Below are 24,076 nucleotides of genomic sequence, written 5' to 3'. Positions count from 1 at the left end.
GTTAAATGGCGGACTACAATTCCGTTCTAAAAAAAGCGGTAGCTGGTTTACAAGAGAACACAGGTTCTGCACGGCGGGCAGTTTATCAACGCGCGCGGAATGCAATTGTAAAGCAACTTAAAAGTTACGACCCACCTCTGTCTCCCTCCCAGATCACTGAGGAGCAGCTGAAGCTTGAAGAGGCCATTCGTAAGGTCGAAGCGGAAGCTGCTCGTGAGTCTCTCGGGTTGGGGCGGTCTAAAACCACCCCAGCTCCAAAATCTGCAGCTCCAGAAATCTCTGCTGCATCTTCACCTGCTGGCGATACGCCTAAGGCAGGTACAAAGGCCGATACTCCAGCGCGCGATGAGCCAAAAGCACCTGCTGCTAAAGCAGATGTGTTTAAAGAGGCGGTTCGTGCTGCGCAGGATCTTGGCAACGCCGCTCATCAGGCCAATCAGATGGCGCGTGATCAGCTACCTGAATCTGCCAGCGAGCGCAAAGAGCCTGACCTTGGCTCTATGGATGACAAAGAGACGGGTGAACCTGCTGCGTCTTTGCCAACCAAAGGTGCTGTTGAGACGAGCGCAGAAGAGCGCTCTTGGGTGCCGGGTGAGGCACGGCGGACTAAGCTGGAAACAAAAGGTAAATCGCGTCCTGAGATCGATGAGCCTGCCAAGGTTAAGCCAAAGACAAGCCGAAAACCTGCTTCCTCCCGCAAACCAGCCGTTGCGCAGCGCGTTGGCGATGCGATTGAGCAGGAAGAAGGGCTGAAGCCTTCCAATACATCGGGTATTGTCGGTATAATTGTGGTCATACTGATAATCTTGGGTGTTACCGCAGGTGTCTATAGTCTGCGCGATGTTATTCTCTCTTTAGTGCTTCCAGTTGAAACCGGTGAGACTGTTGCGCCAGAAAGCGCACCTTCTAATGAAGATGAGCCGCTTCGGGTTCAGCCGGAACGCACGCCGAAGAAGAACACCGACCGCTTATTGCCATCTGATGAAGGGGCAAAGGTTTCTCCGGATGCGACACGGGTGCAGACGACCCGGATTACCCGGAATTCGTCCAGCGCAGCGCCAACCGAGACAGTAACTGAGCCTCCAGTCGTGCGTGTGGTCGAAGCTCCAGCAGCGCCGGCAGAAGACACACCTTCTGCGCAGGTTCTGCCGGTGACGGAACCTGCACAGCAAAGTACTGCAGTTGAGACCAACTCTGTTCCGCCAGCTGAAACCATTGGAACGGAAGCTGCGGTTTCTCCTGTTGCACAACAGAGCATACTTTACGAAGAGGCCTTGACGCCGGGTGCAGCAGGTTCTGCATCACGTGGGAACGTTGTTTGGTCACTGGATGAAGCTAACGGCGATTCTGTCATCAAGGCTGTTGCGACGCTACCATCTCGTAACTTCTCTGTTGAGATGACATTGAAGCCGAATAGTGATCGATCTTTGCCAGCGAGTCATTTGCTTGAGCTGAACTTCATCTTCCCAGAAGGGTTTGATGGAAAGGGTGTTGAGAAGGTGCCTGGCCTGATCCTGAAGAAGACAGAGTCGGAAGCAGGTGATCCGCTTGATGGTGCTGCCGTGAAGGTTTCTGACACTCTCTTCTGGATTGCGCTGTCTGACAGTGATGAAGAAAAAGCGAAGAATCTGAAGCGTCTTGCTGAGCGTGAGTGGATTGATGTTCCACTGCTGTACAACAGCGGTCGCCGTGCAATGTTGACCTTTGAAAAAGGTACAACCGGCAACAAAGTTATCGCACAGGCAATCAAGAGCTGGAAGTAATCTAGTTTCAGCTGTTTAGATCAGATTTCAAAGGCCTTGGCTCTCTCAGAGCTGAGGCCTTTTTCATTATGCTGTCGTCCGTCAGAGCAAAATCTGCTTGCATCCTTCAGCAGAAACGCGCATGTTCCTTGCTATTCCGAGGGGTGCTTTTCTTTCGAAAAGCTGAGATTGCGATGAGCTAAACCCTTTGAACCTGATCCGGGTAATGCCGGCGAAGGGACGGGACCTGAGCCATTCTTCCCGGATCTCCATGTTTGCATTTTGCTGTAACGGGAGATCCTGTGCTGAAAACATCCCAGAGAGCTAATGTAGCTCCGTTCTTCCGCCTGTTTGTGATGCCCAATACCATTGTTGGGAGTCTGCATGCTGAAGCGAGCTTTGAAACGAATTCTCCGAAGTCTTTTCGGGATTTTGCTTTTTATCGCCATTTGGGAAAGTGTGGTTCGGATTGGAGAGTTTCCTCCGTTTCTCTTGCCAGGTCCGGCGGCGGTTTTTTCCGCTTTTCTCAATCAGGGCGTTTTTCTGCTGCATCATGCAGGCATTACCGCTTGGGAGACCGTTCTCGGCTTTCTCTTTGGCGTGAGTGCTGGGGCCTTGCTTGCTGTTTTGCTGGCAATGTCTGACCGGATACGCCTGTTTCTGCTGCCTCCAATTGCAGCAACCCAATCTCTTCCTGTGTTTGCAATAGCCCCACTTTTGGTGCTGTGGTTCGGCTTTGGGCTGGCCTCCAAGGTTGTGATGGCTGTGATTGTGATCTTCTTTTCTGTGACCTCGACTTTCTTCGATGGTTTGCGGAGGACTGATCAGTCACTGCTTGATCTTGGTAAGCTGCACGGCCTGAACCGCTGGCAGACACTTCGCTACATTCGCATTCCAGCCGCTTTGCCGTCTCTGGCCTCTGGTATGCGCATTGCAGCGGTGTTTGCTCCTATTGGGGCGGTGGTTGGAGAGTGGGTTGGTGCAAAAGGTGGGCTGGCTTTCATCATGCTGCAGTCCAATGCACGCATGCAGACAGCGACTATGTTTGCAGCGCTGATTTTGCTTGCGGTGATGGTGTTGAGCCTGAGGGCAGTTGTTGAGTTCGCCACTTCTCGGATGATCTATTGGCAGAAAGAGATCTAGGTCTCAGAGTATGAGGACGTAACCTTATGAAAAAACTAGGTATGCTGTTTAGTGCTGCAATGCTTGCGAGCACACTTCAGGTGCAGGCCGCAGATAAGCTGACTTTGCTGCTGGACTGGTTTGCGAATCCAGACCATGCACCAATCGTGGTTGCCAAGGCACGGGGTTTCTTTGAAAAAGAGGGCCTTGAAGTTGAGCTGATTGAGCCTGCTGATCCTTCCATGCCACCAAAGCTTGTTGCAGCAGGGCAGGGTGATATTGCAGTTTCCTATCAGCAGACGTTGCACCCGCAAATTGATGAGGGCATGCCGTTGATGCGGATCGGGACGCTGGTCTCTACACCTCTGAACACGCTAATTGTTTTGGAAGACGGACCGATCAAGGAGATTGCAGACCTGAAAGGCAAGCGTATTGGTTATTCCACATCCGGGTTTGAGAACGCCATGCTTGGGAAGATGCTTTCCAATGCAGGCCTAAGTTCTGACGATGTGGAGCTGATCAACGTAAACTTCTCGCTCTCACCATCTCTGATGGCTGGGCAGGTTGATGCGGTGATTGGTGGTTACCGTAACTTCGAGCTGAACCAGATGGAGATTGAAGGTGCGAAAGGCCGCGCGTTTTATCCTGAAGAGAACGGTGTGCCAGTCTATGATGAGCTGATTTATGTGGCTCACAAAGACAAGCTGGATGATCCGCGTTTGAAGAAGTTCATCAATGCGATTGAGGCGGCTACCGTTTATCTGCTTAATAATCCGCAGGACTCCTGGAAGAGCTTCCTTGAGATCTATCCAAATCTGGATGATGAGCTGAACAAGCGTGCCTGGGCGGATACTCTGCCGCGTTTTGCCAGCCGTCCAGCTGCTTTGGACAATGGTCGCTATGAACGGTTTGCAAACTTTCTGATTGAGCAGGGGCTCATTAAAACAGCGCCTCCAGTTGAAACCTACGCGGTTGAACTGCGCTAACCGGTATAGGTCTAAACTAAAATTTGAGCCTCCGAGTTTCGGGGGCTCTTTTTATTTGTAGGCTAAATGCCGTTATTGCGCTGCATCCTTGACCGCTTCGTGTTGAGCCAGATCGCTGAGGATGTATTTCTCAAAAGCAGCATAGATGGTGTTGTACTCGCCCTCAGAGAGTGATTTGCATTCATCTACCAGTGTTAGGGCTTTCTTCTTGTCATTCTCTTCAAACAGCGCGAAGACCATGTTGCAGTGGACGTTCTTGAGCTTGAGGAAGTTTTCTGAGAAGGCGAGCGACGGATCACCTAGCAACGCAAACGAACGCATCTGGTAACGGCTGGTTTTGACTGGAATTGTCTCCAATGCCGCCAGTTCAGGCATCTGACCGCGTGTGGTTTCGCACATAAGAACGCTGTGACCGGCATCTTTGCAATGTCGAGCCAAATCTTCTGCTAAATCAACGCATTTGCCGAGTGGCGCATATCTGAAATGACGCCGTGTACCTGTTTCGCCAAGCGTTGCCAGGCCGGTTGAGATGCCGATATCGATTGTGACTGCGTGGTCTTTCATATTTTTCTGGTTGAAATTGAATCGGTCCTTGAGATTGAAGCGCTTCATTTGCTTCTGCATTTCAATCGCTGTTCGGCAGCCATGGGCAGCATGGAATGGATCATCGAGCGGTGCGTTCCAGTAAGCATTCAGGCCGGATGTACTCAGCGTGTTCAGTGTACCATCGTGGATATGCACTTCATCGAGATGAGCTGTTTGGAAGCCGTTGGAGAAGCCTGCGAGATCCTGAGGAGACAAACCTTCATAATACCGGTGAAAGTGCCTCAAACGTGTCGAGAGGCTCGTGATTTCACGTTGCTGACCCTCCAGAGGGAGTTGCTCTGACTTCGCCAGTACCTTTTGCATTTGTTTGGGAGAAAGAATTCCTGCAAATCGTTCAGTTGTTTGGTTTCTGTGACTCTTGAATGTCACACGCCGGATTGTGCAGGAGAAAGCGAATATCAGCAGGACAACGAAGGATGGGAAGAATGGCTCAAGGACGGTGTTTTGCAGAGCGAATTGGTGGAATGCAACTCCGTTGATGACCAAGACTGCGACGCCTGTAAGTGACAGACTTAACCAGAAACCTTGCGTGGCGGATATGATCGCAATGGCGATGCCAAATCCGATTAGTGCCAGGATTTCAGCGTATTGTGCCCAGGTGGGTATATTGAGGAAGTTGCCAGACTGAAGTGTTTGCAGTGCCTGTGCATGTCGTTCTGAACTTCTGTCCTGAGTACCGATGACGAAGTGACTTCCAGAAGCTGGTGGCCAGAGTTTGGAGGATACTCTGTTCTTTAAGACATCGCTCGCCGCAAGGATGAAATTGCTGGTATTACTTGTTTTGAACACCAGCATTTCTGTCTCTGCAGTGACAGGAATCTGCAGATTAGTGCTTTTCAGCTGATAGCCATTTTCTGATTGCGTGACTTGGAACGGTTGCGTGTTTGTCTGATTGGACAGGCTCCATGCCGTTAATGCGAGAGATGGCAACTGCGCTGTGTCGCTTTGGAGTTGAAGTGGATAGAGCAGCGCGTTTAAACCGTGTGCGTATTGGGTGTCGCTTTGATATCCTGTGGCCTGCGAGAACCTTATGTAGTTGGAAAGAGGAGGTTTTTCAGCTACGGCCTTGCTCAACGGTCTGCTGAGCAGGACTGGGTAATGGGAGATGATGGTTTGTAAGAGCAGGTCGTGATTTGGATAAATTGCCCGCAATGAGGGCTGCAGATCGTCGTAGGTTCTGCTTCTTAAGGTGGGGGAGGTCGGATCGGCTTTTGTGAAGTCTGCATCTATAATCAGAAGCTTGGGATTATACTCCCCCAGTTTTTGAAGGGTTTGTGCAAGCTCCAGACGCTGATATATCGGCTCCTGCGTTTGCTGGTTTGATTCTGGTGTAAGATGGATCGTGTAAACTGGCGGCGTAGAAGTTGTGTTTGGCCATGCCAATTGCAGCGCGTTTTGGCTGAGATATCCGACGTTATCCAGTACCTGCGGGTATAGGGTGCGGACCAGTATTGCTATTGCAATGAATAGACAGGATACAACCGCCGCAAGTGCACGGTTGGTTTGTGACAGCCAGCTAGTGCCGAACATGTAATTCCCCCCAAAAGGGGAAGTGACCCAACTCACATAAATTCCCCTCATCATTGACCTTAGGAAAGCTCTGAGGGGACGACAAGCTTAGCTGTTTATTTAAAAGGGTGTTCCTACAGTTGATTTGTATTTTAAGTTAATTCAACTCAACTTTTATGCAGCTGGGCGTCTTAAAGCACTTTGCTGTCGTGTTGACTGAGCGAGTTGCTTTAAGTTTTAGCCTTACCTGAGAAATCGGTAGCCCCGTGAGGGGAGCACACTTTATGCACCTGCCTCATGACCTGCCATTGCCATGGCGCTTTCCTGAACGGCCTTTTGAACCTTCTCAAAAGCACGCACTTCAATCTGGCGTACACGCTCGCGGCTTACGCCAAATTCGGTCGAGAGTTCTTCCAGAGTGATCGGGCTTTCAGAAAGTCGACGAGCTTCAAAAATGCGGGTCTCGCGGGGGTTCAGCACACCCATTGCGTTTTTCAGCATATCGCGGCGGACATCGTATTCTTCCTGTTCAGCCAGTACAGCTTCCTGACTTTCAGCATCATCCACGAGCCAATCCTGCCACTCGCTGGATTCACCTTCACTGGAACGCAGAGGTGCGTTCAGGGAAGAGTCGCCACCCAGACGGCGGTTCATGGAAACAACTTCTTTCTCGGTTACACCGAGAGTTGTCGCAATGTGTTGGACCTGATCCGGACGCAGGTCACCATCTTCAAACGCCTGAATTTTGCCTTTGACGCGACGCAGGTTGAAGAACAGCCGCTTCTGGTTTGCTGTGGTGCCCATTTTAACGAGCGACCATGTGCGCAGGATGTATTCCTGAATGGAAGCCTTGATCCACCACATGGCGTAGGTTGCCAGGCGGAAGCCTTTGTCCGGTTCAAAGCGTTTTACAGCCTGCATCAGACCGACGTTACCTTCTGAGATAACTTCGCCCAGAGGCAAGCCATAGCCACGGTAGCCCATTGCAATTTTTGCCACGAGGCGCAGGTGAGAATTTACAAGTCTTTCAGCAGCTTTTGGTTCGTCGTGTTCCCGGTAGCGCTTGGCGAGCATGTACTCTTCCTGCGGCTGAAGCATCGGGAATTTTCTAATCTCATCTAAATAGCGGCTTAAACCGCCTTCGCCGCCCGTGAGGGCTGGTAGGTTACGGGCCATAAAGCACCCCTCCTTGCTTGGTGTTCCCACCTGATCGAAGGATCAGGCTTTTCGGCAAACACACATTGGTGCCTTCAGATGAAGCGCACCTGAAGTGTCTATATGGGAACATTGTGGCCAAAACGCTACCAGATCGGCAATCTTTTTGGCCTAAATTTTTCGTAATGATTGAAGAATACCAGCAAAATCAGCGGGTAACTCCGATTCAAACTTCATGAATTCCTGCGTTCTTGGGTGCGCAAACGCCAAAAGTCCTGCATGCAGGGCCTGTCGCTTGAAATCCGCCAACTGGGTTTTCAGTGGTTCTTGGAATTTATTGTATTTGGTTCTGAACCCGGAACCGTAATCCATATCACCTATTAGCGGATTTCCGATGTGGGACATGTGTACGCGGATCTGGTGGGTTCTGCCTGTTTCCAGACGGCACTCGATCAAGCTTGCAACGGGTGCTGCATCCTGAGGGCCAAACCGTTCCTGCACCTGCCAGTGGGTGATGGCGTGGCGACCACCGGTTTTCAGCACCGAGATTTTCTGTCGGTTTGCAGTTGAGCGGGCAAGGTTGGCGTCTACTGTGCCCTTTGGTGCTGTTGGGGCACCCCAGACAAGAGCCTTATAAGCGCGCTCCAGTGGGCCGGTTTTGCCATGGTCGGCAAACTGAGCTGCGAGGCCCTGATGGGCCATGTCGTTTTTAGCAACAACGAGCAGACCTGTTGTGTCTTTATCGATGCGGTGAACGATGCCAGGGCGCTTGACGCCGCCAATACCAGACAAAGATGAACCGCAGTGGTGAATCAAGGCGTTGACCAGTGTACCCGTTGGGTTCCCGGCACCTGGATGCACAACAAGGCCGGCGGGTTTGTCGATGACGATCAGGTCGTCATCCTCAAAAACGATATTGAGCGGAATGTCCTCTGGCTGCGGTTCTGCGTCTTCCGGCTCTGGAACAATAAGAGTGATTGTATCTCCGGCACAGACTCTATATTTAGGCTCCAACACCGTGCGCTGGCCAATTTGAACCTGACCAGCCCGGATCAAGGCTTGAAGTCGGTTGCGACTGAAGTCATCTATATGCGCAGCAAGCACAGCATCCAAGCGGCGATCGGTATCTTCCGGTTCCGGGGTGATGACTGTTGGTTGCTGCTCGTCGGCAATTATAGAGTTTGTGAGTGGCTGGGTGCCCTCAGGAGATTTATCGTTCATGCGTGATCCTAATACTGACAGCGATGAGACTGTACAGAACGAACTTGATCCAGCAGCTTTGAGGCTTCAAGGGAAGTTACGTCGCCTCCTGATGGGATCAAGCCTTGTCATGGTGCTTGGCTTATTAGCTGTCTTTGCTGCTATCTTCTATAAGATTAATGCCAATAATTCCAATGTTAGCGCAGATAATATTGCAGCAACAATTGCGATTGGCCCTGAAGCACAGGTTCTATCTGTTACTCAAATGGACGGAAATCTGGTGATGCTGGTCAAAGAAGGTCCGACGCAGGCTCTCGTCTATATTGATCCAGTTACCGGGCGAAAAATCGCACGTACGGATTTTGTTGCGAGATAGGTGGATAAACCCCCTTTTCTTTCGAGGAGGGGGCTTGCCAAGCGGGGGATTAGCCAATATACCCCCGTCCATCGCGAAAGCGAAGCCTAGGCGCCCATCGTCTAGCGGTTAGGACGCCGCCCTTTCACGGCGGAAACAGGGGTTCGATTCCCCTTGGGCGTACCAAAGGCTTCTATTGCGATACCAAGCAGTTATCTGCTTGAAGACAAGACTGTGAAAAGTCTTCTCACTATGTGAGCGCCCATCGTCTAGCGGTTAGGACGCCGCCCTTTCACGGCGGAAACAGGGGTTCGATTCCCCTTGGGCGTACCATAGTTGTCTTCTGAATACCGAGCGGTTCTCTGCTCGACGACAGAGCTTGAAAGAGTTCTCTCACTTTGTGAGCGCCCATCGTCTAGCGGTTAGGACGCCGCCCTTTCACGGCGGAAACAGGGGTTCGATTCCCCTTGGGCGTACCACTCCTTTTCTTCCCAGTACATCAGCTAGAAATCTGCAAGCAGAGTTTTCCTCACGCCATATACGTTGTGTCTGAGCTATGTGAACCGCTATTTTGCAATGAAGAAGATATGGTGTGTTTTCCCCTAGATGGGGGGATGCAGCACTTCGAGATGGTGAGTTGGTGTTTTGCAGCAGACAGATCTGGGTCTGATTTAGAACCAGCGGCCGTTTAGTCCTGCACCCAGGTGATGGTCTTCTTTATCGCCGTCAACATCAGCCCAGAGTTTTTCGTCTGTCTGAGGTTCATTGCTGACGGTTTTGGCCAGGCTTTCGCTGAGTTGAGCATTCATTTCTTTCAGGGCATCGATGTCATCAAGAACTTCGATGCGAGCCTCAGCAGTCTGGAGTTTGCTTTTCAGTGCAGCTGGCTTCTTGCCAGCAAACCTATTGGCACTGTGTGGCCGTTCCATTACGCGAGTCACAGTTTGTCCCTCTTCGCTTTTTTAGCTGAACTTTGATAAGACAGTGTATTGATCCGCGTGAGCTTTAACGGGCTTCTTTGGGCGGTATCATGACAAAGATGGAAAAAGTTGCAGCTTGTCCCCTTTTTGTGACGTATTAATACTAAGAGTAGGGGAGCAGAGGCAAGAGGACTTTTGTTTTGAACTCATCTAATAGTCGTCTGGATGCTTCTGTGCTTTTGGCTATAGTACTGTGAAACATCGCAGATTATTGACTGATGGCAATGTACAAAAAAATTATCGGACTTGATTCATGATGCTGGTTTCGCGCCACAACTCTATTCTTGATATTGCCCGAGAGACCGGGAAGGTGGAAGTTGATGAACTTGCCACACGGTTTTCTGTGTCTCCTCAGACAATACGTAAAGACCTGAAAGAGTTGAGCGACCAAGGATTGCTGACCCGTGTGCATGGTGGTGCACTTTTGGCATTTGGCGTTGAAAACCTTGGCTACTCTGCTCGTAAAGATCTGGCAGGCAAAGAAAAAGAGATTATCGGGCAGGCGGCAGCGGACCTGATCCCGGATCGAGCTTCTTTGTTCGTGAATATCGGAACGACCACAGAGGCGGTTGCGCGGGCGCTGATCCAGCGCAGCGGTCTGATGATCATTACCAATAACCTTAATGTCGCGAGCACGCTGCGCCCGTTCTCAGAAAATGAAGTCATCATTTCTGGCGGACTGGTGCGTGCTACTGATGGCGGCATTGTGGGTGAGGCTGCCGCGGACTTTATTCGTCAGTTCAAGGTTGATTACGCTGTGATTGGTGTATCTGCTCTGGATCGTGACGGAGCGTTGCTGGATTATGATTATCGTGAGGTGCGCGTGGCGCAGGCAATCATAGAGAATGCGCGGCACGTTATTCTGGTGGCTGATCAGACTAAGTTTGAGCGATCGGCTCCAGTTCGCATTGGCCATATTGCTCAAGTGGATACGTTTGTGACTGATACTCTGGTTTCGCAGGACTATCGGCAGTTGCTGGCTGACAATGAGGTGCGGCTGGTAGAAGTGGCTGGTAAGGCTCAGCAAGAGCCGGGCAATGGCTCGCGAAATACGACAGAGGCCTAACTTCTGATTGGAACTTGTATCGAGAGCATGTCACGCATCAAGCTCTAGCTCCTTATTTAGCGTATTCCTATCCGTGAGCCGGGGTCGATCTGCAAGAAAACAAAAAAGGCGCCTTCTGGCGCCTTTGTCTTTGGATCAAGTTGCTTGGGTTTAACCGCTTGAGCTTCCGGTTTTTCTAGCGTCTGCGATACGCTCCGCCAGGTTTTTATCGGACTGAGGCGCGGGTGCTGCATCATCGGCCTTTGCTGCCGGAGCGCTTTTAGACGCGGCTGGTTTACTTGTGGCAGCTGGCTTACGGGTGCGTGGTTTTGCCGGAGCGCGTTTGGCGCGTGTTGGTTTCGGCTTTGGTGCTTCCGCCTTTGGAGTGCCTGCTGCGATTGTGCTGAGATCGTTCAGGACTTCGTCATACTTCTCGGAGAGTGGAGGGTTCTCAGAGATTGCCTTCGCTGTAATCTGAGCTGCCAGATCTTTCAGTTCGTTGCGCAGATCGACGGCTTCTTCGATCTTAGAGGAACTGTTTGCTCTTTCCTCAAGCTGCTTTGTCAGCTGCTCAATGGTTTTCTTTGCTTCGTCCAGATCGTTTTCTAGGCTTTTCATAGGCTCGGGCGTTTTAATGTTCGGATTTCTGGTGCTGCGCTTGGCAGTTTTTTCGTTCGCCGCTTTTTCGAGTTGAAGCGCGTGCTTCAGGTTATCGCGCTCTCGTTCCAGCGAACCATAGCGGCTCTTCAGTTTAGTGAAAGACCGTGAGGCCAGTTCGGCGGCTTCTGCCGGGGACGTTGGCTGATGCTTGGTTTCAGACTCAGCGGTCATTTCCGAAACTTGTTGGGAAATTTGCGTTGCCAACTCTGCCAGAGGGTTGTCCATGTCCTGAAGGTCAGAAGTATCGATCGGACCTATTGGTTTGGTCGCAACTGGGTCTTCTTTCAGCTCTACATCCAGCTCGCGTGTTTTTCCCGCTGCAGCCTGTTTGCTGAGTTCGATGATCTCGGCGGAGGTGACCGCATCTGCAGTTTGTGCTGAAGCTTCGTCCTGAACTTCTGCTTCCGGTTCTGTCGTGATGCGATCATCAGCGGAGAACGGGATTGGTTCAGATGGATTTCGACGGCGGAGGAAGCGTGTTGCTTTCTGGGCCATGTTCTTCCGTTCGCGGGCTGACTTGAGCTGAACAACGCTGAGCTCTTCTTTGAGTTCCGCGAGTTCGGCTTCAGCGGCAGAGCGCGCAGATGCATTCTCTGCGAGCTTTCCCGTCATCCCTTCGAGGCGAACCTCCATTTGGCGGATCGCAATGGCATGTTGCGCGCGTAACGCGTCTTTTGCCATTGTGGCACGGGCATAGCTTATGGGGTTAGACGTCTCAATCGCTTTCCGCGTGAGGCGTACAGCACGGCCCCAGATAAAGGGGAGGGCGGCGAGCGCTAGAATGCTCGCGAGGAAGAAACCCAGTGCAATGTATAGTGCAATTTCTATCACAAACTATGCCTGATCTGTTGAACGGGTGTGAGGGACTGCTGCAGACGTAAACGCATTCTCTCACACACTAACTTGCCAAAATATAACTAACGCAGGGTTAGTTATATCAGAAAGGATTCCATGTTGGCTTCCTAGTAAATTTCAAATAGCCCATGTTGAGGCCAAGACGGGCGCCAACGCCTGCACGAACAGGCACAACGAAGATATCGTTGTTGGACAAAACCTGCATGCCGAACCCGCCAACGAGGTAGGCAGAGCCCTTTGCGCCAACATAACGGCGATAGATAGCATCTACACTTGGCAGATCGTAGACCAGCATCATAACGCGAGCGCCGTCGCCGCCAACATCAAAGCCCAGGGACGGACCCTGCCAGAAGATTTGGTGGTTGCCAGCGTTACGGGTGTACAGCGTACCTTCGCCATAAGCTGCGCCTGCGAAGAATGCAGCGGAGCCTTCCTGTCCCAGAATATAACCGTTTGGCTCGCCGTACTGCTGAACTGCACGTTCAACAACCTTTGCAAGGCCCGTGGAGATGGAGCCGAAAAACTCACCTCCTGCAGTGACGATATCTTTCTCGTGGTAGCGCGACTGATCAACGGATGCTTGCGCATATGAATGTGTGTTGAGCGCCAGCAGTGCGAAACTGGCGCAAAGAACGATTGCAGCTTTGTTGCGCAGATTGGCGAACAGGCTCGTCATCATGCCAACGTCTCCTTCTAAGAAACCCGAGGATTTGGATTGTTCAGAGCAATTCAAATGTTAAGGGCATAGTGCAACTTTTAGGTACAACAAGTTATAGTGCCTTACATCTACCTAGTGGTTAATCACGGTATAGCTGGGTAAATGATGTGCATCCCGTTGGCCTGCAGTCATGAATTTTGTATCTCTTGTCGAACTTGCTGCTTTAGTTAATGCAGGTGATTCGGACTCTGGATGGACATTCCCATGATTTCTGAGGTTTTCTACAGAAAATTTGCGCAAACTGGCAAAATTCTATGGAGTTCTATCGTTTTCTTGTGCGCCACCTCAGTTATTGCGGCTGCGCAGGAGCGGTTCACCTACACGCTCTCCATGTGTGATCCAGTGACCTATCAGGTCTCGGAAACTCCTGAAAAGGGGCGTGAGGACCTGACGCTGTCTTGGGGAGGACGCGTTTGGGCGTTTAGCAACGAGGGCAACCGAGATGCATTTCGGCATGCTCCAGAGGTCTATGCCCCATTATTTCAGGGATGCGATGCCCTCTCACTTGCGCAAGGCTACCGAGCTGAGGGATTGGCGAAAATCTACCTTGTTTATAACCAGCGATTATTGCTGTTTCAAAGCCGTGAGCACCGGGCTTTGTTTCTGACAGCACCGGAGAGTTTGCTCGCGAAGGCACAAAGTCGTGCACGCGATGTAAAATGCGGTCCATATCAATGATGTCCAGCTTGGAATTAAACCAGCAGGAATGTACCTTTTTCGCCACATCTCGAATCAATCATAGGGCCCGTTGGCCAAAGTTCTGGAGCGGTTATGTCAGTATTTAAAGATTTGTCATCTCTTGATCTTGCCGCACTCGTCGCAAGCCGTGTGTGCCACGACATCATTTCGCCAGTCGGGGCGATCACGAACGGTCTGGAAGTGCTGGATGAAGAAGGCAATGAGGACATGGCAGACTTTGCGATGGACCTTATCCGCAAGTCAGCGCGTCAGGCTTCTGCTAAACTTCAGTTTGCGCGTCTTGCCTTTGGTGCTGCCGGATCTGCTGGTGCTTCAATCGATCTGGGCGATGCGCAAGAAGTTGCTACTGGATACATGAGCAATGAAAAGGCGAATCTGGAGTGGACCATGCCACGCCTGCTCCTGCCTAAGAATCAGGTCAAACTGATTTTGAACCTGCTGCTGCTCATGAATCAGTGTGTTCCACGGGGTGGTACCATTACCATCAGTATGGAAGGGGATGAGAGCGCTCCGAACTTTCTCCTTAAAGCTGAAGGAACAAATGCGCGAATCCCTCAGGTTGTAAGTGAGATTCTGTCAGGTCAGGAGCCAGAACGTATTGATGCCCACACTGTTCAACCGATCTATGCGGTTTTGTTGGCAGGTGAAGCAGGTCTAAATATCGAGCTTCTGAAAGACGGTGATGCCGTCATATGCAAGGCAAATACTCAAGTTTCAGAGTCTGTCTGATCCTCTGTCAAAAACAACCAGTTATTGTAGGTTGGATGAATCTTACAATCTTTCAACCTATGTTAACCGTTTCGCTTAACACTCAACCTTAGTGAAATTTAGGAGTCTCGGTTTTTGAGGCTCCCCTAAGCATTGAGTGGGTGCGGGCCATGGACGATCTTCTCAGAGAGTTTCTCACTGAGACCAATGAAAGCCTGGATGTTGTAGACGTTGAGTTGGTGAAGTTCGAGCAAGAGCCGAATAACGCCACCATTCTAAATAACATTTTCAGGTTAGTGCATACAATCAAAGGCACCTGTGGGTTCTTGGGCCTGCCGCGTCTGGAAGCGATTGCTCATGCTGCTGAAACCCTGATGGGCAAGTTCCGCGACGGTGTTCCTGTAACACACGAAGCGGTAACGCTTGTCCTCGCTTCTATTGATCGCATTAAAGATATTCTTGCGGATCTTGAGGCTGCTAACGGTGTTGAGCCTGATGGCACGGACCGCGATCTGATTGATGAGCTGGAACGCCTTTCCTTAAGCGCTGACAATGACGACATGGCTGACGAAATGGCGGCAGCGATGGCGGAAGAAAAAGCTGCTGAGGAAGAAGTCGGTACCGACATCTATCAGGTTCTGGAGCGGCCTTTGCGTCCCGGTGAAGTTTCTCTTGATGATCTTGAACGTGCTTTCCAGGAAGCTGAAGTTGAGATTGAGCTGCCTGCAGTTGAAGAAGAAACTGAGGAAGACGGCGAACCAGTTGGCGCTGCTGCTCCCAATTTTACGGAAGCGAAGACTTCTCAGAAAGAAGTTGCCAAGCCGAAGAACCCAAGCGCAAAGGGTAAGGCATCCAGTCAGGGTGTTTCCAACCAGTCCATTCGCGTGAATGTTGAGACTTTGGAACACCTGATGACGATGGTTTCTGAACTGGTGCTGACACGCAACCAGCTTCTGGAAATTGTTCGTCGTCATGAAGACAGCGAATTCAAAGTTCCACTTCAGCGTTTGTCAAACGTTACCGGTGAGTTGCAGGAGGGGGTCATGAAGACCCGCATGCAGCCAATCGGGAATGCATGGCAGAAGCTTCCACGTATTGTTCGCGATCTCTCTCAGGAACTCGATAAGCCTATCGGTCTTGAGATGATTGGTGCGGAAACAGAGCTTGATCGTCAGGTTCTGGAGCTCATCAAAGATCCGCTGACACATATGATCCGTAACTCTGCCGACCACGGTCTGGAAGAGCCTGCAGATCGTGTGGCCGCTGGTAAGCCTGAGAAAGGTAACATCACCCTTTCTGCTTATCATGAAGGCGGACATATCATCATCGAAGTGAAAGATGATGGTCGTGGTCTGAACCTTGAGAAGATCAAGGAAAAAGCGCTTAAGAACGGTGTGACCACCGAAGCTGAACTTGAAAAGATGGCAGACCATCAGATCTACAAGTTCATCTTTGCTGCTGGCTTCTCTACTGCTACCAACGTGACCAGCGTATCTGGTCGTGGCGTTGGCATGGATGTTGTGCGGAACAATGTTGAGCTCATTGGTGGCTCGATTGATCTGCGCTCGACACCAGGTCGTGGTTCCAGCTTCATCATCAAGATCCCGCTGACGCTTGCCATTGTTTCCACGCTGATCGTGGAAGCTGGTGGTGACCGTTATGCGATTCCACAGCTGTCTGTTGTTGAACTGGTTCGTGTTCAGTCCAACTCTGAACATCGCATCGAGCGGCTTAAAGACCGGCCTGTCCTGCGATTGCGCAGTAAGCTGTTGCCACTGGTGCATATGTCGGAACTGCTTGGTCAGACTGAAGAGGCTGATCTTGATGAGGACAACGGCTTTATCGTTGTGATGCAGGTTGGTAGCCAGTCCTTCGGTGTTGTTGTTGATGGGGTGTTCCACACCGAAGAGATCGTTGTGAAGCCAATGTCTTCCATGCTCCGCAACATCAACATGTTCTCCGGTAACACCATTCTCGGTGATGGTTCTGTGATCATGATCATTGATCCGAACGGTGTTGCAAGTGCAATGGCAAGCCATGCTTCTGGCACTCTGAGCGATACAGTTGAAGATGAGTACGAAAATGCGGAAGCTCATGTGATTGACGCTGATGCTCCAATTTCACTGCTGCTGTTCCGTGCTGGTTCTGAAGAGCCGAAAGCTGTGCCGCTGTCGCTGGTGACACGCCTTGAAGAATTCGATGTTAACAAGATCGAACACTCCAATGGCCGTGATCTGGTGCAGTACCGCGGTTCTCTGATGCCTCTGGTTTACGTGAATGAGGGCGATCGCCATAAGTCTGAGGGTACTCAACCGATGCTGGTGTTCTCTGACAATGGTCGTTCAATGGGTCTGGTTGTTGATCAGATCGTAGACATTGTTGAAGACCGGATGACAATCGAAGTGGTATCTGAGCGTCAGGGTGTACTTGGTTCTGCAATCATTCGCGAGCGTGCAACTGAAGTTATTGACCTTGGCCACTACCTGCCATTGGCCTTTGATGACTGGTTCATGCGCAAGGAAATCGATACGACCACAAAGGTGAGAAAACTTCTCTTCCTTGATGACAGTGCATTCTTCCGCAACATGCTGACACCTGTTCTGAAAGCTGCTGGTTACGATGTCACTGTTTGCTCCAGTGCCCAAAGTGGCTACGAGTTGATGGAAAAAGGCACTGACTTTGCTGCGATTGTGACCGATATCGAGATGCCGGACATCAGTGGTTATGAGTTCTGTGAGAGCTTGCGCCGTGATACCCGCTTCCGTCATATGCCAATCATCGCGCTGTCTGCTGTTGTGACACCGGCTTCTATCGAAAAAGGCCGTCAGGCCGGCTTCGATGATTATGTGGCTAAGTTTGACCGTCCGGGTCTGTTGGCAGCGCTCAAAGATGTTTTGACCAATGAATTCGGGGTTGCAGCATGACCGCTCATAAACTCACCACAGTCGACGGTGATGACAACCGTCAGGGCAGTGCCGATCACATCCAGTATGTGACTGTTGTGATTGGCAGCCAGTTGTTCGGTCTGCCGATATCGCAGGTGCATGATGTTTTTGTTCCTGAAAAAGTAACGCAGGTTCCTTTGGCTCCGCCTGAAGTGGAGGGGGTGTTGAACCTGCGTGGACGCATTGTAACTGCTATCAATATGCGTCGTAAGCTTCATCTCAAGCCAAATGATGCTGACCAAGGCATGATGGCTGTTGGTATTGAGTACAAAGGGGAGTCCTATGGCCTTGTTATTGATGCCGTAGGAGAGGTACTCAACTTGCCAAGAAACGAGATGGAAGCAAACCCATCCAACCTTGATTTCCGTTGGGCCGAAATTTCTGGCGGGGTTCATCGTCTGGACGGGCGATTGATGGTGGTTCTTGACGTGGACCGTCTGCTCAGCTCCCTGATTGAACCTAAAGCTGCGTAAAGCATACCTTCGAAGCGAGAGAGCTGATTTAATGAAAAAGTGTCTGGTTGTTGACGATTCCAGCGTAATCCGCAAAGTGGCCCGCCGCATTCTGGAGGACATTGGATTTGAAATCACCGAGGCTGAGGACGGACAGAAGGCACTTGATGCTTGTAAAGCGTCAATGCCGGATGCGGTTCTGTTGGACTGGAATATGCCTGTCATGGACGGGCTGGAATTTTTGGCCAAGCTTCGTGAGGAAGACGGCGGGGAAGACCCAATTGTTGTTTTCTGTACGACAGAGAACGACGTTGCTCATATCACCAAGGCTATCCGGGCCGGTGCGAACGAATACATCATGAAACCGTTTGATCGGGAGATTCTTTCAGCGAAATTTCAGGAAGTTGGATTGGTCTAAGTAATGGATATGGGCCGGCTGGGCATGTATGCAAAAGTTGAGGAGCCGAAGTCAGAGAGATCTGGTCAGATGGCACCTATCCGGGTCATGGTCGTAGACGATTCCGTTGTTATTCGTGGGCTTTTCAGCAGGTGGATTGAAGCTGATCCAGAGTTGGAAGTTGCTGCAACCCACCGTAATGGCGAATTGGCTGTAAAAGACATTGAGCGCAGCAATCCTGATGTGGTTGTGCTGGATGTTGAAATGCCCGTGATGGATGGCCTGACAGCTCTTCCTAAACTTCTTGAGAAAAAACGCGATCTTATCATTGTGATGGCTTCTACGCTGACGCGCAGGAATGCTGAAGTGAGTTTGAAGGCTCTTTCTCTTGGTGCCACCGATTATGTCGCCAAGCCTGAGACGACTGGCCAAACAGCTGGTGCGGTTGAGTTTCAGAGAGAATTGCTGGAAAAATTGCGGTTGCTTGGGCGCGGTGGGAAGCGCGTTAAGCGGACCAGAACCACAGTAGAACCTGTTCGCAGAATGCGTGCTGAGATCGTCAATGATCCGCACAAAAAGCAGAATGATGCCCTGGCAGACCGTACTGAGGCACGTGCGGCGTTGCGACGACCTCGTGGGACAGGGCTAAACGCTGCCGGAAAGCAGGAGATTACGCTCCGATCCTATTCCTCGGTTGTGCCGCGGGCTCTTGTGATTGGCAGTTCTACCGGAGGGCCACAAGCGCTCCAGCGTGTGCTGACTGATGCACGCGATGGTTTGCTGAGAGTGCCTGTTGTGATTACGCAGCATATGCCGCGTACATTCACGACAATTCTGGCAGAGCATTTACATAAACAACTTCAGCTTCCTTCAAAAGAAGCTGAGCACATGGATGTATTGAAACCTGGGCACGTTTATGTCGCTCCAGGCGGAATTCATTTGAAAATCGGCAAGCAGAACGGGCAGGCGGTTTCGTTGCTCGAAGACGGAGCTCCCGTCAATTTCTGTAAGCCATCTGTGGATCCACTTTTTGAAAGTGCAGCCGAAGTTTTCGGTACCGCGTGTTTGGCACTCGTTTTAACCGGCATGGGCAGTGATGGCGCAAGTGGCGTCAATGTCATTGCAGGTAAAGGCGGTAGTGTCATCGCGCAGGATGAGGCCTCCAGTGTTGTCTGGGGAATGCCAGGTGCTGCTGCCCGCACTGGGAACTGCAGCGGTATCGTGCCTCTCGATCAGATTGGTGCACATGTCAAGCGTATCTTAAAAGGAGCCGCGCGATGATGACTTCTGAATATGATTTCTTGAAGAAATTTCTGAAATCCCGTAGCGGCCTCGTTCTTTCCGATGAAAAGCAGTATCTGGTCGAAAGCCGACTGATGCCAGTTGCTCGACGTCATAACCTGAATGGACTGAGTGAGCTTATTCTTGCGATCAGCAAGCCGGGCTCCATGTCTATGCAGAATGATGTGGTTGAAGCTATGACAACCAATGAGTCATTCTTCTTCCGTGACAAGAGCCCTTTCGAGAACTTCCGGAATGTGATGCTTCCTCATTTGCTTGAGGCACGCAAAACACGCCGGAGTGCGCGCATCTGGTGTGCGGCGGCGTCTACAGGTCAGGAACCTTATTCTCTCAGCATGTATCTGAAAGAAGACAAGGCCAAGATTGGTACATTCCGTTTCGAAATTCTGGGAACTGACATTTCCACTGAAGTGCTGGAAAAAGCCCGTACTGGTATCTACAGCCAGTTCGAGGTTCAACGTGGTCTGCCTATTCAGATGCTGTTGAAGTACTTCTCGCAGCAGGGCGAACTGTGGCAGATGGCTCCGGAAATCCGGGCTATGGTGCAGTGGCGTAAGCTGAACCTGCTGGAAAACTTCAGCCACCTTGGTGAGTTTGACGTTGTCTTCTGCCGTAACGTGCTGATCTACTTTGATCAGCAGACGAAGATTGATGTGCTTAACCGTATCTATCGGCAGTTGCCGGATGACGGTTTCCTCGTGCTTGGTGCTGCGGAAACTGTGGTTGGTTTGACGGATGGCTTTGAGCCCTATCCAAATCTGCGTGGTGTATACCGCAAAAAGCAGGCAGCAAGCCGTCCGACTGGTTCTTCCAGCTTCTCACGCTCTACAGCAAAGCCTTCGACCACACCTTCCAAAACGCGGCCTACCATTCAGTCCTTAGCAAGTGGTTCCCGGTTTTAGGGATACAAAATGAAACAGGCCAGCAGATTTGCTGGCCTTTTCTTTAGGTTTTGCTGCGTTCATAAGCATTCAAGCCCCAAGCTTTCACTCTCTATTTTATGCGTGTTCTCATCCGAAAACCGGAGCTGCCTTTCGGAATACGAGCTGAATCTCTCATTTTTTTGAACGAAGATTTACTATTTGACTGGTTGTCGTCAGTCGCAATTCAAGTTCAATGCGAGTAAATTTCTCCAAACGATACTTAGAGTTTCCCGATAGTTTGTGACTGTTGACCACCTTTGTTTGTGGTGTGTCAGGCTAATGGAGTGTGAGTGATGAGTTCTCGTGATTTCTTGAAATTGAGCCGGCGAGGTGCCCTTGCTCTGGGTGCAGGTGGATTGCTTGCAACAGGGATGCGGAGTTTGGAAGCTGCTGCAGAAACTCCGATTGAAAGTTCCAATCAGCGTGCGCCAGCAACTGAATTTCAGCTTGGTGAGTTCAAGGTCTACGCTTTACTCGATGGCACCTTTGTTGCTGAGCACCCGCAGGACACGTTTGGTATGGAGCAGACGAGTGAGGTGTTTGAAAAAGCGAGCCATGATCACTTTATCTCCTCCAACAAGTTCCGAGGTTTCTTCACACCGGTTCTGGTGAACACAGGTGATAAACTCGTTTTGTTTGATACTGGACGAGGCGTTCTTTCTCAGCCCCAAAGCGGGAATTTGCTTAAGGCGCTTGCGACAGCAGGCATCCGGCCAGCTGATATTGATGTGGTTGTGCTCACACACATGCATGCGGACCATACGGGCGGGTTGATGCAAAACGGTATTCCGACTTTTGCGAATGCGAAATATGTTACGAGTCCGATTGAGTTCAACTACTGGGAAAAGCTTGGTCCAGCCGCCAATGGAAGCGCTCGCGTTTTTGCTGAAAATGTTCTGCCGCTCAAAGACAAGTTCGACTTTATCGATCCGGGCAGAGAAGTTGTTCCCGGTATCACTGCCGTTGAGGCTTATGGCCATACACCCGGGCATATGGCGTATTTGGTTGAAGTCAATGGACGCAAGCTGATGCTCACAGCTGATACAGCCAACCACTTTGTATGGTCACTGGCCTATCCTGATTGGCGTGTCGTGTTTGATATCGATAAAGCGCGTGCGGCGGAAACGCGTCGGCGTATCTTTGGGATGATTGCGGAAGAACGTATTCCGTTTATTGGCTACCACATGCCGTTCCCTGCCATGGGCTTTGTTGAAGCCGTGGGAGAGGGCTTTCGGTTTGTTCCCGCAACTTATCAGCTGCAGCTTGGCCATGAGGATGAGCAGAACAGGCCTGAGTAATTGTCAGGGTGTGTTGGGTTTTCTCCGGTAGGCGGAAATCCCAACACCGCAGAGCACCAATGTGGTGGCGATGATGAAGCGGCTATCGATGGCTTCTGCAAGGAAAACAATTCCACCGGCTGTTGCGATGATTGGTACGGTGAGCTGAGCAACTGCTGCGGTGCTTGTCTGTAACTGCGGAATGATTGCGTACCAGAGAGCATAGCCAAGGCCGGAGGTTATGGCACCGGAGATGATGGCGAGGAAAACGCCTGAAGCTGTGATTGTGGTTGTGTCCGGAAAAAGAAGTAGCGCCAATGAGATGATTGGCACACCGTAGAGAAAGTTCATTCCTGTGTCTTTGAGCGGGTTTGCTGCGCCTCTGCCGATGATGGAATAAATCCCCCAGCCTATGGCGGCAATTGTCATCAATTCTGCTCCAAGCAGGTCTATGCCTGTGTTTGAAGGGGAGAGAAGGTAAATGAGGCCAGAAAAGGCGAGAGCCGCGCCGATCCACTTCTGGAGTGTCAGGTTTTCGCGCTGAATGAATGCACCGATGAACATGGTGATTTGCACAGCGCCGAAGAGCAAAAGTGCACCGAAGCCGGCATCAAGGGAGATGTAGGCGTGCGAGAAGCCAAGAATGTAGGCACACAGCGCAAGGACTGCTGTGACGTTAGGCTTTGAGAGTGAGAGTTTATTGCCGCCCCGAAAGAAGATGAGTGCCAGAAGCATGAGTGCGCCAGCAGTAACGCGAATACTGGCAAATGCAGTTGGCCCAATCTCTCCGTCTGCCAGAGCAAGACGGTTCAGAACTGAGTTGGCGGCAAATGCGACCATGACAATAGATGTAAGAATAAAAAGCCTCATGGCCGCACCATGGCAACAAAGACCCATGATGGGCAATACACTTAGGCGTTATTGAAGGTGTTTTACCTGTTAGCCTCTGTACTGAGTGCAGAGGCTAACGGTTGGCTTTGCTATGTGAACTCAGCTGTCCAGTTGAAGTCGGCTGAAGCTTCATAGGATTGAGGCCAGTGTTTGCACCAGTCTGGTCCGTTGCTTTGTTCGACTTTGTCTGAAGCAGGGAAGTAGGGCTTTATGTCCAACAACGGTGTCCCAGGTTCTGCGTTAATGTAAGGGAGGGTGATGAGACCACTTTGCTCATCCACGTTCAGAAGCGAAACCAATGAGAGGCCGATTGGGTTCGGGCGGGCAGGGGACCTTGAGGCAAACGTGCCGATCTCATGATTTGCTTTGGCATATGGAGCTGGGAACTGCAGAGTGCTCCGGTCTTGCTCTGTTACTGCCTGATCTGCCCACCACAGGATGAGTGCGTGGCTGAAATCTGACAGGTGCAGGAGGGCTGGCGTGTACTCTGGGTGGATATTGAGTTGGAACCGTCCGTTGGCTGCTGTGACGGTCCCGATAGATCTCAGGTCTGCAAGAGATTGCATCTTCGTATCCTCATATGCGTTTCGGAAGTCATCAAGCTTGATGAACCGACCTTCCGCTTACTTTCATGAAAGTGCAAGCTTTGGCGACTTTGAGGAGGAAGTGCTTTTGAATTCAAGTGATTATATCAGAATCAGAAGTATGTCTTCTTTCGGGTTAATGCGGGAGTTTCGGTTTTATGCCGAGTACCTTGCGGATCCTGTTTTTGATCTGCTTTGATCTGAGTTTTTTTACGCGGCCTCTTAGGTCTGCGACGGTATTCTCGTAAAGATCGGGGTGGATGATATCTAGCGGGAACGGGGAAATTGGTTGTGCGGCTGTTTGATTTGTTTTGGAATACAGCAGGATGTTCTGCTTATACCAGACGCTAACATTAGGATTGTTCCATATCGCAGGTCTGACAATATCTATCGGGAAGAACCCTTTCTCTTCCATAAGTTTTGCCCAATAACTTTGCCGTTGCTCGTTGATATGGTGGATACCGCCTTGTTCTGGGACTGCAACTGAGAGCAAGACATTATCGGTGCTTTCAGTCATTTTTTCCAAGATTGTATGGGCTGCAGAACTTGATAGATGTTCGAGCACTTCAAGGCTCATGGCCAAGTCGAAGTGCCTCCCGGTTTGAATGCTTTCCGGCTTTTCCAGATCAACCTGCTCAAAATCCTCCGTCGGAATGCGAAGGGAAGATTGAGGCACCCATGCACCGTCGAGCCCGAGGATTTCTTTTGCGCCAAGCTGTGTTGCTGCCAGAAGCCAGCTGCCAGTACCGCATCCAAAATCTATCACGCTCTCAGGTGACAGATGTTGAAAAACGATGGGAAGGACTTCTTTGGCTGATGCGAGCGAGCCATCCTGCTGGTTGTCATAGAATCCTTCGTCATATGGCTGCATCTGGCTTGTTCCTTGAAACAGTGGAGGTGTTGCCGATGCATAATGCGAAGGGGAGCACATATAAAAAACCCCCTTACAATCAGGGTTGTAAGGG

General features: G+C 50.8%; 22 protein-coding genes, 3 tRNA genes and 1 riboswitch. Of the genes, 16 read left to right on the top strand and 9 right to left on the bottom strand.

Annotation, left to right across the window (positions count from 1 at the left end):
* Positions 1-5 precede the first annotated feature (5 nt).
* The 3 genes from PsAD26_RS26135 (at position 6) to PsAD26_RS26125 (ending at position 3,850) form a co-directional block, all read left to right on the top strand.
* Positions 6-1,763: a hypothetical protein gene (locus PsAD26_RS26135; RefSeq protein WP_063312748.1), complete on the top strand. Its 1,758-nt coding sequence runs from the start codon at positions 6-8 to the stop codon at positions 1,761-1,763.
* Between the two features lie 129 nt (positions 1,764-1,892).
* Positions 1,893-2,000: riboswitch (TPP riboswitch) on the top strand.
* Between the two features lie 126 nt (positions 2,001-2,126).
* The gene (locus tag PsAD26_RS26130) at positions 2,127-2,885 is read left to right on the top strand and encodes an ABC transporter permease (protein WP_208985873.1); all 759 of its coding nucleotides are present in this window, start codon (positions 2,127-2,129) and stop codon (positions 2,883-2,885) included.
* Positions 2,886-2,911: 26 nt separating this feature from the next.
* The gene (locus PsAD26_RS26125) at positions 2,912-3,850 is read left to right on the top strand and encodes an ABC transporter substrate-binding protein (protein ID WP_063312747.1); all 939 of its coding nucleotides are present in this window, start codon (positions 2,912-2,914) and stop codon (positions 3,848-3,850) included.
* 72 nt (positions 3,851-3,922) lie between these two features.
* On the opposite strand, the gene PsAD26_RS26120 is transcribed toward PsAD26_RS26125, so the two are convergent.
* The 3 genes from PsAD26_RS26120 to PsAD26_RS26110 form a co-directional block, all read right to left on the bottom strand.
* A complete protein-coding gene (locus PsAD26_RS26120; RefSeq protein ID WP_063312746.1) occupies positions 3,923-5,986 on the bottom strand; it encodes a hypothetical protein in 2,064 nt (687 codons plus the stop codon).
* A gap of 261 nt (positions 5,987-6,247) precedes the next feature.
* Positions 6,248-7,141: an RNA polymerase sigma factor RpoH gene (gene rpoH, locus PsAD26_RS26115; protein WP_063312745.1), complete on the bottom strand. Its 894-nt coding sequence runs from the start codon at positions 7,139-7,141 to the stop codon at positions 6,248-6,250.
* Positions 7,142-7,291: 150 nt separating this feature from the next.
* On the bottom strand, positions 7,292-8,341 hold the full coding sequence (locus PsAD26_RS26110) for an RluA family pseudouridine synthase (protein WP_063312744.1): 1,050 nt from the start codon (positions 8,339-8,341) through the stop codon (positions 7,292-7,294).
* Here PsAD26_RS26110 and PsAD26_RS26105 point away from each other — a divergent pair.
* The 4 genes from PsAD26_RS26105 to PsAD26_RS26090 all read left to right on the top strand — a co-directional run bounded on the left by PsAD26_RS26105 (position 8,340) and on the right by PsAD26_RS26090 (position 9,154).
* Positions 8,340-8,696: a hypothetical protein gene (locus tag PsAD26_RS26105; protein ID WP_063312743.1), complete on the top strand. Its 357-nt coding sequence runs from the start codon at positions 8,340-8,342 to the stop codon at positions 8,694-8,696. The genes PsAD26_RS26110 and PsAD26_RS26105 overlap by 2 nt on opposite strands.
* A gap of 90 nt (positions 8,697-8,786) precedes the next feature.
* Positions 8,787-8,861 (top strand) — tRNA-Glu (locus tag PsAD26_RS26100).
* Positions 8,862-8,933: 72 nt separating this feature from the next.
* A tRNA-Glu gene (locus PsAD26_RS26095) sits at positions 8,934-9,008 on the top strand.
* Positions 9,009-9,079: 71 nt separating this feature from the next.
* Positions 9,080-9,154 (top strand) — tRNA-Glu (locus PsAD26_RS26090).
* Between the two features lie 192 nt (positions 9,155-9,346).
* Here the strand turns inward: PsAD26_RS26090 and PsAD26_RS26085 are convergent.
* Positions 9,347-9,604 carry a hypothetical protein gene (locus tag PsAD26_RS26085; protein WP_063312742.1) on the bottom strand — a complete coding sequence of 86 codons (258 nt, stop codon included), beginning with the start codon at positions 9,602-9,604 and terminating at the stop codon, positions 9,347-9,349.
* Positions 9,605-9,908: 304 nt separating this feature from the next.
* On the opposite strand from PsAD26_RS26085, the gene PsAD26_RS26080 reads away from it, so the two are divergent.
* Entirely contained in the window at positions 9,909-10,721 is an 813-nt protein-coding gene (locus PsAD26_RS26080) for a DeoR/GlpR family DNA-binding transcription regulator (RefSeq protein ID WP_063312741.1), read from the top strand.
* A gap of 150 nt (positions 10,722-10,871) precedes the next feature.
* Here PsAD26_RS26080 and PsAD26_RS26075 read toward each other — a convergent pair whose 3' ends face one another.
* Positions 10,872-12,191, bottom strand: a complete 1,320-nt coding sequence (locus PsAD26_RS26075; RefSeq protein WP_063312740.1) for a hypothetical protein — start codon at positions 12,189-12,191, stop codon at positions 10,872-10,874.
* Positions 12,192-12,297: 106 nt separating this feature from the next.
* Positions 12,298-12,894: a DUF1134 domain-containing protein gene (locus PsAD26_RS26070; RefSeq protein ID WP_093520181.1), complete on the bottom strand. Its 597-nt coding sequence runs from the start codon at positions 12,892-12,894 to the stop codon at positions 12,298-12,300.
* Between the two features lie 243 nt (positions 12,895-13,137).
* Between PsAD26_RS26070 and PsAD26_RS26065 the strand changes: the two genes are divergently transcribed.
* The 8 genes from PsAD26_RS26065 to PsAD26_RS26030 all read left to right on the top strand — a co-directional run bounded on the left by PsAD26_RS26065 (position 13,138) and on the right by PsAD26_RS26030 (position 21,657).
* Complete coding sequence (locus tag PsAD26_RS26065; RefSeq protein ID WP_208860350.1) at positions 13,138-13,611, top strand: hypothetical protein; 474 nt, start codon at positions 13,138-13,140, stop codon at positions 13,609-13,611.
* A gap of 93 nt (positions 13,612-13,704) precedes the next feature.
* Entirely contained in the window at positions 13,705-14,361 is a 657-nt protein-coding gene (locus tag PsAD26_RS26060) for a histidine phosphotransferase family protein (protein ID WP_063312739.1), read from the top strand.
* Between the two features lie 149 nt (positions 14,362-14,510).
* Positions 14,511-17,264 carry a hybrid sensor histidine kinase/response regulator gene (locus PsAD26_RS26055; protein WP_063312738.1) on the top strand — a complete coding sequence of 918 codons (2,754 nt, stop codon included), beginning with the start codon at positions 14,511-14,513 and terminating at the stop codon, positions 17,262-17,264.
* Positions 17,261-17,758: a chemotaxis protein CheW gene (locus PsAD26_RS26050; RefSeq protein ID WP_057461956.1), complete on the top strand. Its 498-nt coding sequence runs from the start codon at positions 17,261-17,263 to the stop codon at positions 17,756-17,758. The genes PsAD26_RS26055 and PsAD26_RS26050 overlap by 4 nt, the downstream gene beginning before the upstream one ends.
* Before the next feature lie 31 nt (positions 17,759-17,789).
* Entirely contained in the window at positions 17,790-18,155 is a 366-nt protein-coding gene (locus tag PsAD26_RS26045) for a response regulator (RefSeq protein WP_057461955.1), read from the top strand.
* 24 nt (positions 18,156-18,179) lie between these two features.
* Positions 18,180-19,415, top strand: coding sequence for a chemotaxis response regulator protein-glutamate methylesterase (locus tag PsAD26_RS26040; RefSeq protein WP_193758365.1), 1,236 nt, complete (start codon positions 18,180-18,182; stop codon positions 19,413-19,415).
* The gene (locus tag PsAD26_RS26035) at positions 19,412-20,338 is read left to right on the top strand and encodes a protein-glutamate O-methyltransferase CheR (RefSeq protein ID WP_063298441.1); all 927 of its coding nucleotides are present in this window, start codon (positions 19,412-19,414) and stop codon (positions 20,336-20,338) included. The genes PsAD26_RS26040 and PsAD26_RS26035 overlap by 4 nt, the downstream gene beginning before the upstream one ends.
* A 314-nt stretch (positions 20,339-20,652) precedes the next feature.
* Positions 20,653-21,657 (top strand): MBL fold metallo-hydrolase, encoded by a 1,005-nt coding sequence (locus PsAD26_RS26030; protein ID WP_063312737.1) that lies wholly within the window; start codon positions 20,653-20,655, stop codon positions 21,655-21,657.
* A 3-nt stretch (positions 21,658-21,660) separates the two neighbouring features.
* Here PsAD26_RS26030 and PsAD26_RS26025 read toward each other — a convergent pair whose 3' ends face one another.
* The 3 genes from PsAD26_RS26025 to PsAD26_RS26015 form a co-directional block, all read right to left on the bottom strand.
* Positions 21,661-22,506 (bottom strand): DMT family transporter, encoded by an 846-nt coding sequence (locus PsAD26_RS26025; protein WP_084403843.1) that lies wholly within the window; start codon positions 22,504-22,506, stop codon positions 21,661-21,663.
* Positions 22,507-22,616: 110 nt separating this feature from the next.
* Positions 22,617-23,093, bottom strand: coding sequence for an SAM-dependent methyltransferase (locus PsAD26_RS26020; protein ID WP_063312735.1), 477 nt, complete (start codon positions 23,091-23,093; stop codon positions 22,617-22,619).
* A 154-nt stretch (positions 23,094-23,247) separates the two neighbouring features.
* The gene (locus tag PsAD26_RS26015; protein WP_063312734.1) at positions 23,248-23,982 is read right to left on the bottom strand and encodes a methyltransferase domain-containing protein; all 735 of its coding nucleotides are present in this window, start codon (positions 23,980-23,982) and stop codon (positions 23,248-23,250) included.
* Between the last annotated feature and the right edge of the window lie 94 nt (positions 23,983-24,076).

The organism is Pseudovibrio sp. Ad26, assembly GCF_001623285.1.
Taxonomy (GTDB): domain Bacteria; phylum Pseudomonadota; class Alphaproteobacteria; order Rhizobiales; family Stappiaceae; genus Pseudovibrio; species Pseudovibrio ascidiaceicola.
Note: the sequence above shows the minus strand (reverse complement) of the source record. Positions and strands in the feature narration are given on the sequence as shown.

Coding starts and splice junctions, on each gene's coding strand:
- PsAD26_RS26060 (WP_063312739.1), top strand. CDS start 13,705: ATGTCAGTATTTAAAGATTTGTCATCTCTTGATCTTGCCGCACTCGTC.
- PsAD26_RS26030 (WP_063312737.1), top strand. CDS start 20,653: ATGAGTTCTCGTGATTTCTTGAAATTGAGCCGGCGAGGTGCCCTTGCT.
- PsAD26_RS26025 (WP_084403843.1), bottom strand. CDS start 22,506: ATGAGGCTTTTTATTCTTACATCTATTGTCATGGTCGCATTTGCCGCC.
- PsAD26_RS26130 (WP_208985873.1), top strand. CDS start 2,127: ATGCTGAAGCGAGCTTTGAAACGAATTCTCCGAAGTCTTTTCGGGATT.
- PsAD26_RS26045 (WP_057461955.1), top strand. CDS start 17,790: ATGAAAAAGTGTCTGGTTGTTGACGATTCCAGCGTAATCCGCAAAGTG.
- PsAD26_RS26050 (WP_057461956.1), top strand. CDS start 17,261: ATGACCGCTCATAAACTCACCACAGTCGACGGTGATGACAACCGTCAG.
- PsAD26_RS26125 (WP_063312747.1), top strand. CDS start 2,912: ATGAAAAAACTAGGTATGCTGTTTAGTGCTGCAATGCTTGCGAGCACA.
- PsAD26_RS26065 (WP_208860350.1), top strand. CDS start 13,138: ATGATTTCTGAGGTTTTCTACAGAAAATTTGCGCAAACTGGCAAAATT.
- PsAD26_RS26135 (WP_063312748.1), top strand. CDS start 6: ATGGCGGACTACAATTCCGTTCTAAAAAAAGCGGTAGCTGGTTTACAA.
- PsAD26_RS26120 (WP_063312746.1), bottom strand. CDS start 5,986: ATGTTCGGCACTAGCTGGCTGTCACAAACCAACCGTGCACTTGCGGCG.
- PsAD26_RS26110 (WP_063312744.1), bottom strand. CDS start 8,341: ATGAACGATAAATCTCCTGAGGGCACCCAGCCACTCACAAACTCTATA.
- rpoH (WP_063312745.1), bottom strand. CDS start 7,141: ATGGCCCGTAACCTACCAGCCCTCACGGGCGGCGAAGGCGGTTTAAGC.
- PsAD26_RS26080 (WP_063312741.1), top strand. CDS start 9,909: ATGATGCTGGTTTCGCGCCACAACTCTATTCTTGATATTGCCCGAGAG.
- PsAD26_RS26035 (WP_063298441.1), top strand. CDS start 19,412: ATGATGACTTCTGAATATGATTTCTTGAAGAAATTTCTGAAATCCCGT.
- PsAD26_RS26055 (WP_063312738.1), top strand. CDS start 14,511: ATGGACGATCTTCTCAGAGAGTTTCTCACTGAGACCAATGAAAGCCTG.
- PsAD26_RS26105 (WP_063312743.1), top strand. CDS start 8,340: ATGCGTGATCCTAATACTGACAGCGATGAGACTGTACAGAACGAACTT.
- PsAD26_RS26015 (WP_063312734.1), bottom strand. CDS start 23,982: ATGCAGCCATATGACGAAGGATTCTATGACAACCAGCAGGATGGCTCG.
- PsAD26_RS26070 (WP_093520181.1), bottom strand. CDS start 12,894: ATGATGACGAGCCTGTTCGCCAATCTGCGCAACAAAGCTGCAATCGTT.
- PsAD26_RS26085 (WP_063312742.1), bottom strand. CDS start 9,604: ATGGAACGGCCACACAGTGCCAATAGGTTTGCTGGCAAGAAGCCAGCT.
- PsAD26_RS26020 (WP_063312735.1), bottom strand. CDS start 23,093: ATGCAATCTCTTGCAGACCTGAGATCTATCGGGACCGTCACAGCAGCC.
- PsAD26_RS26040 (WP_193758365.1), top strand. CDS start 18,180: ATGTATGCAAAAGTTGAGGAGCCGAAGTCAGAGAGATCTGGTCAGATG.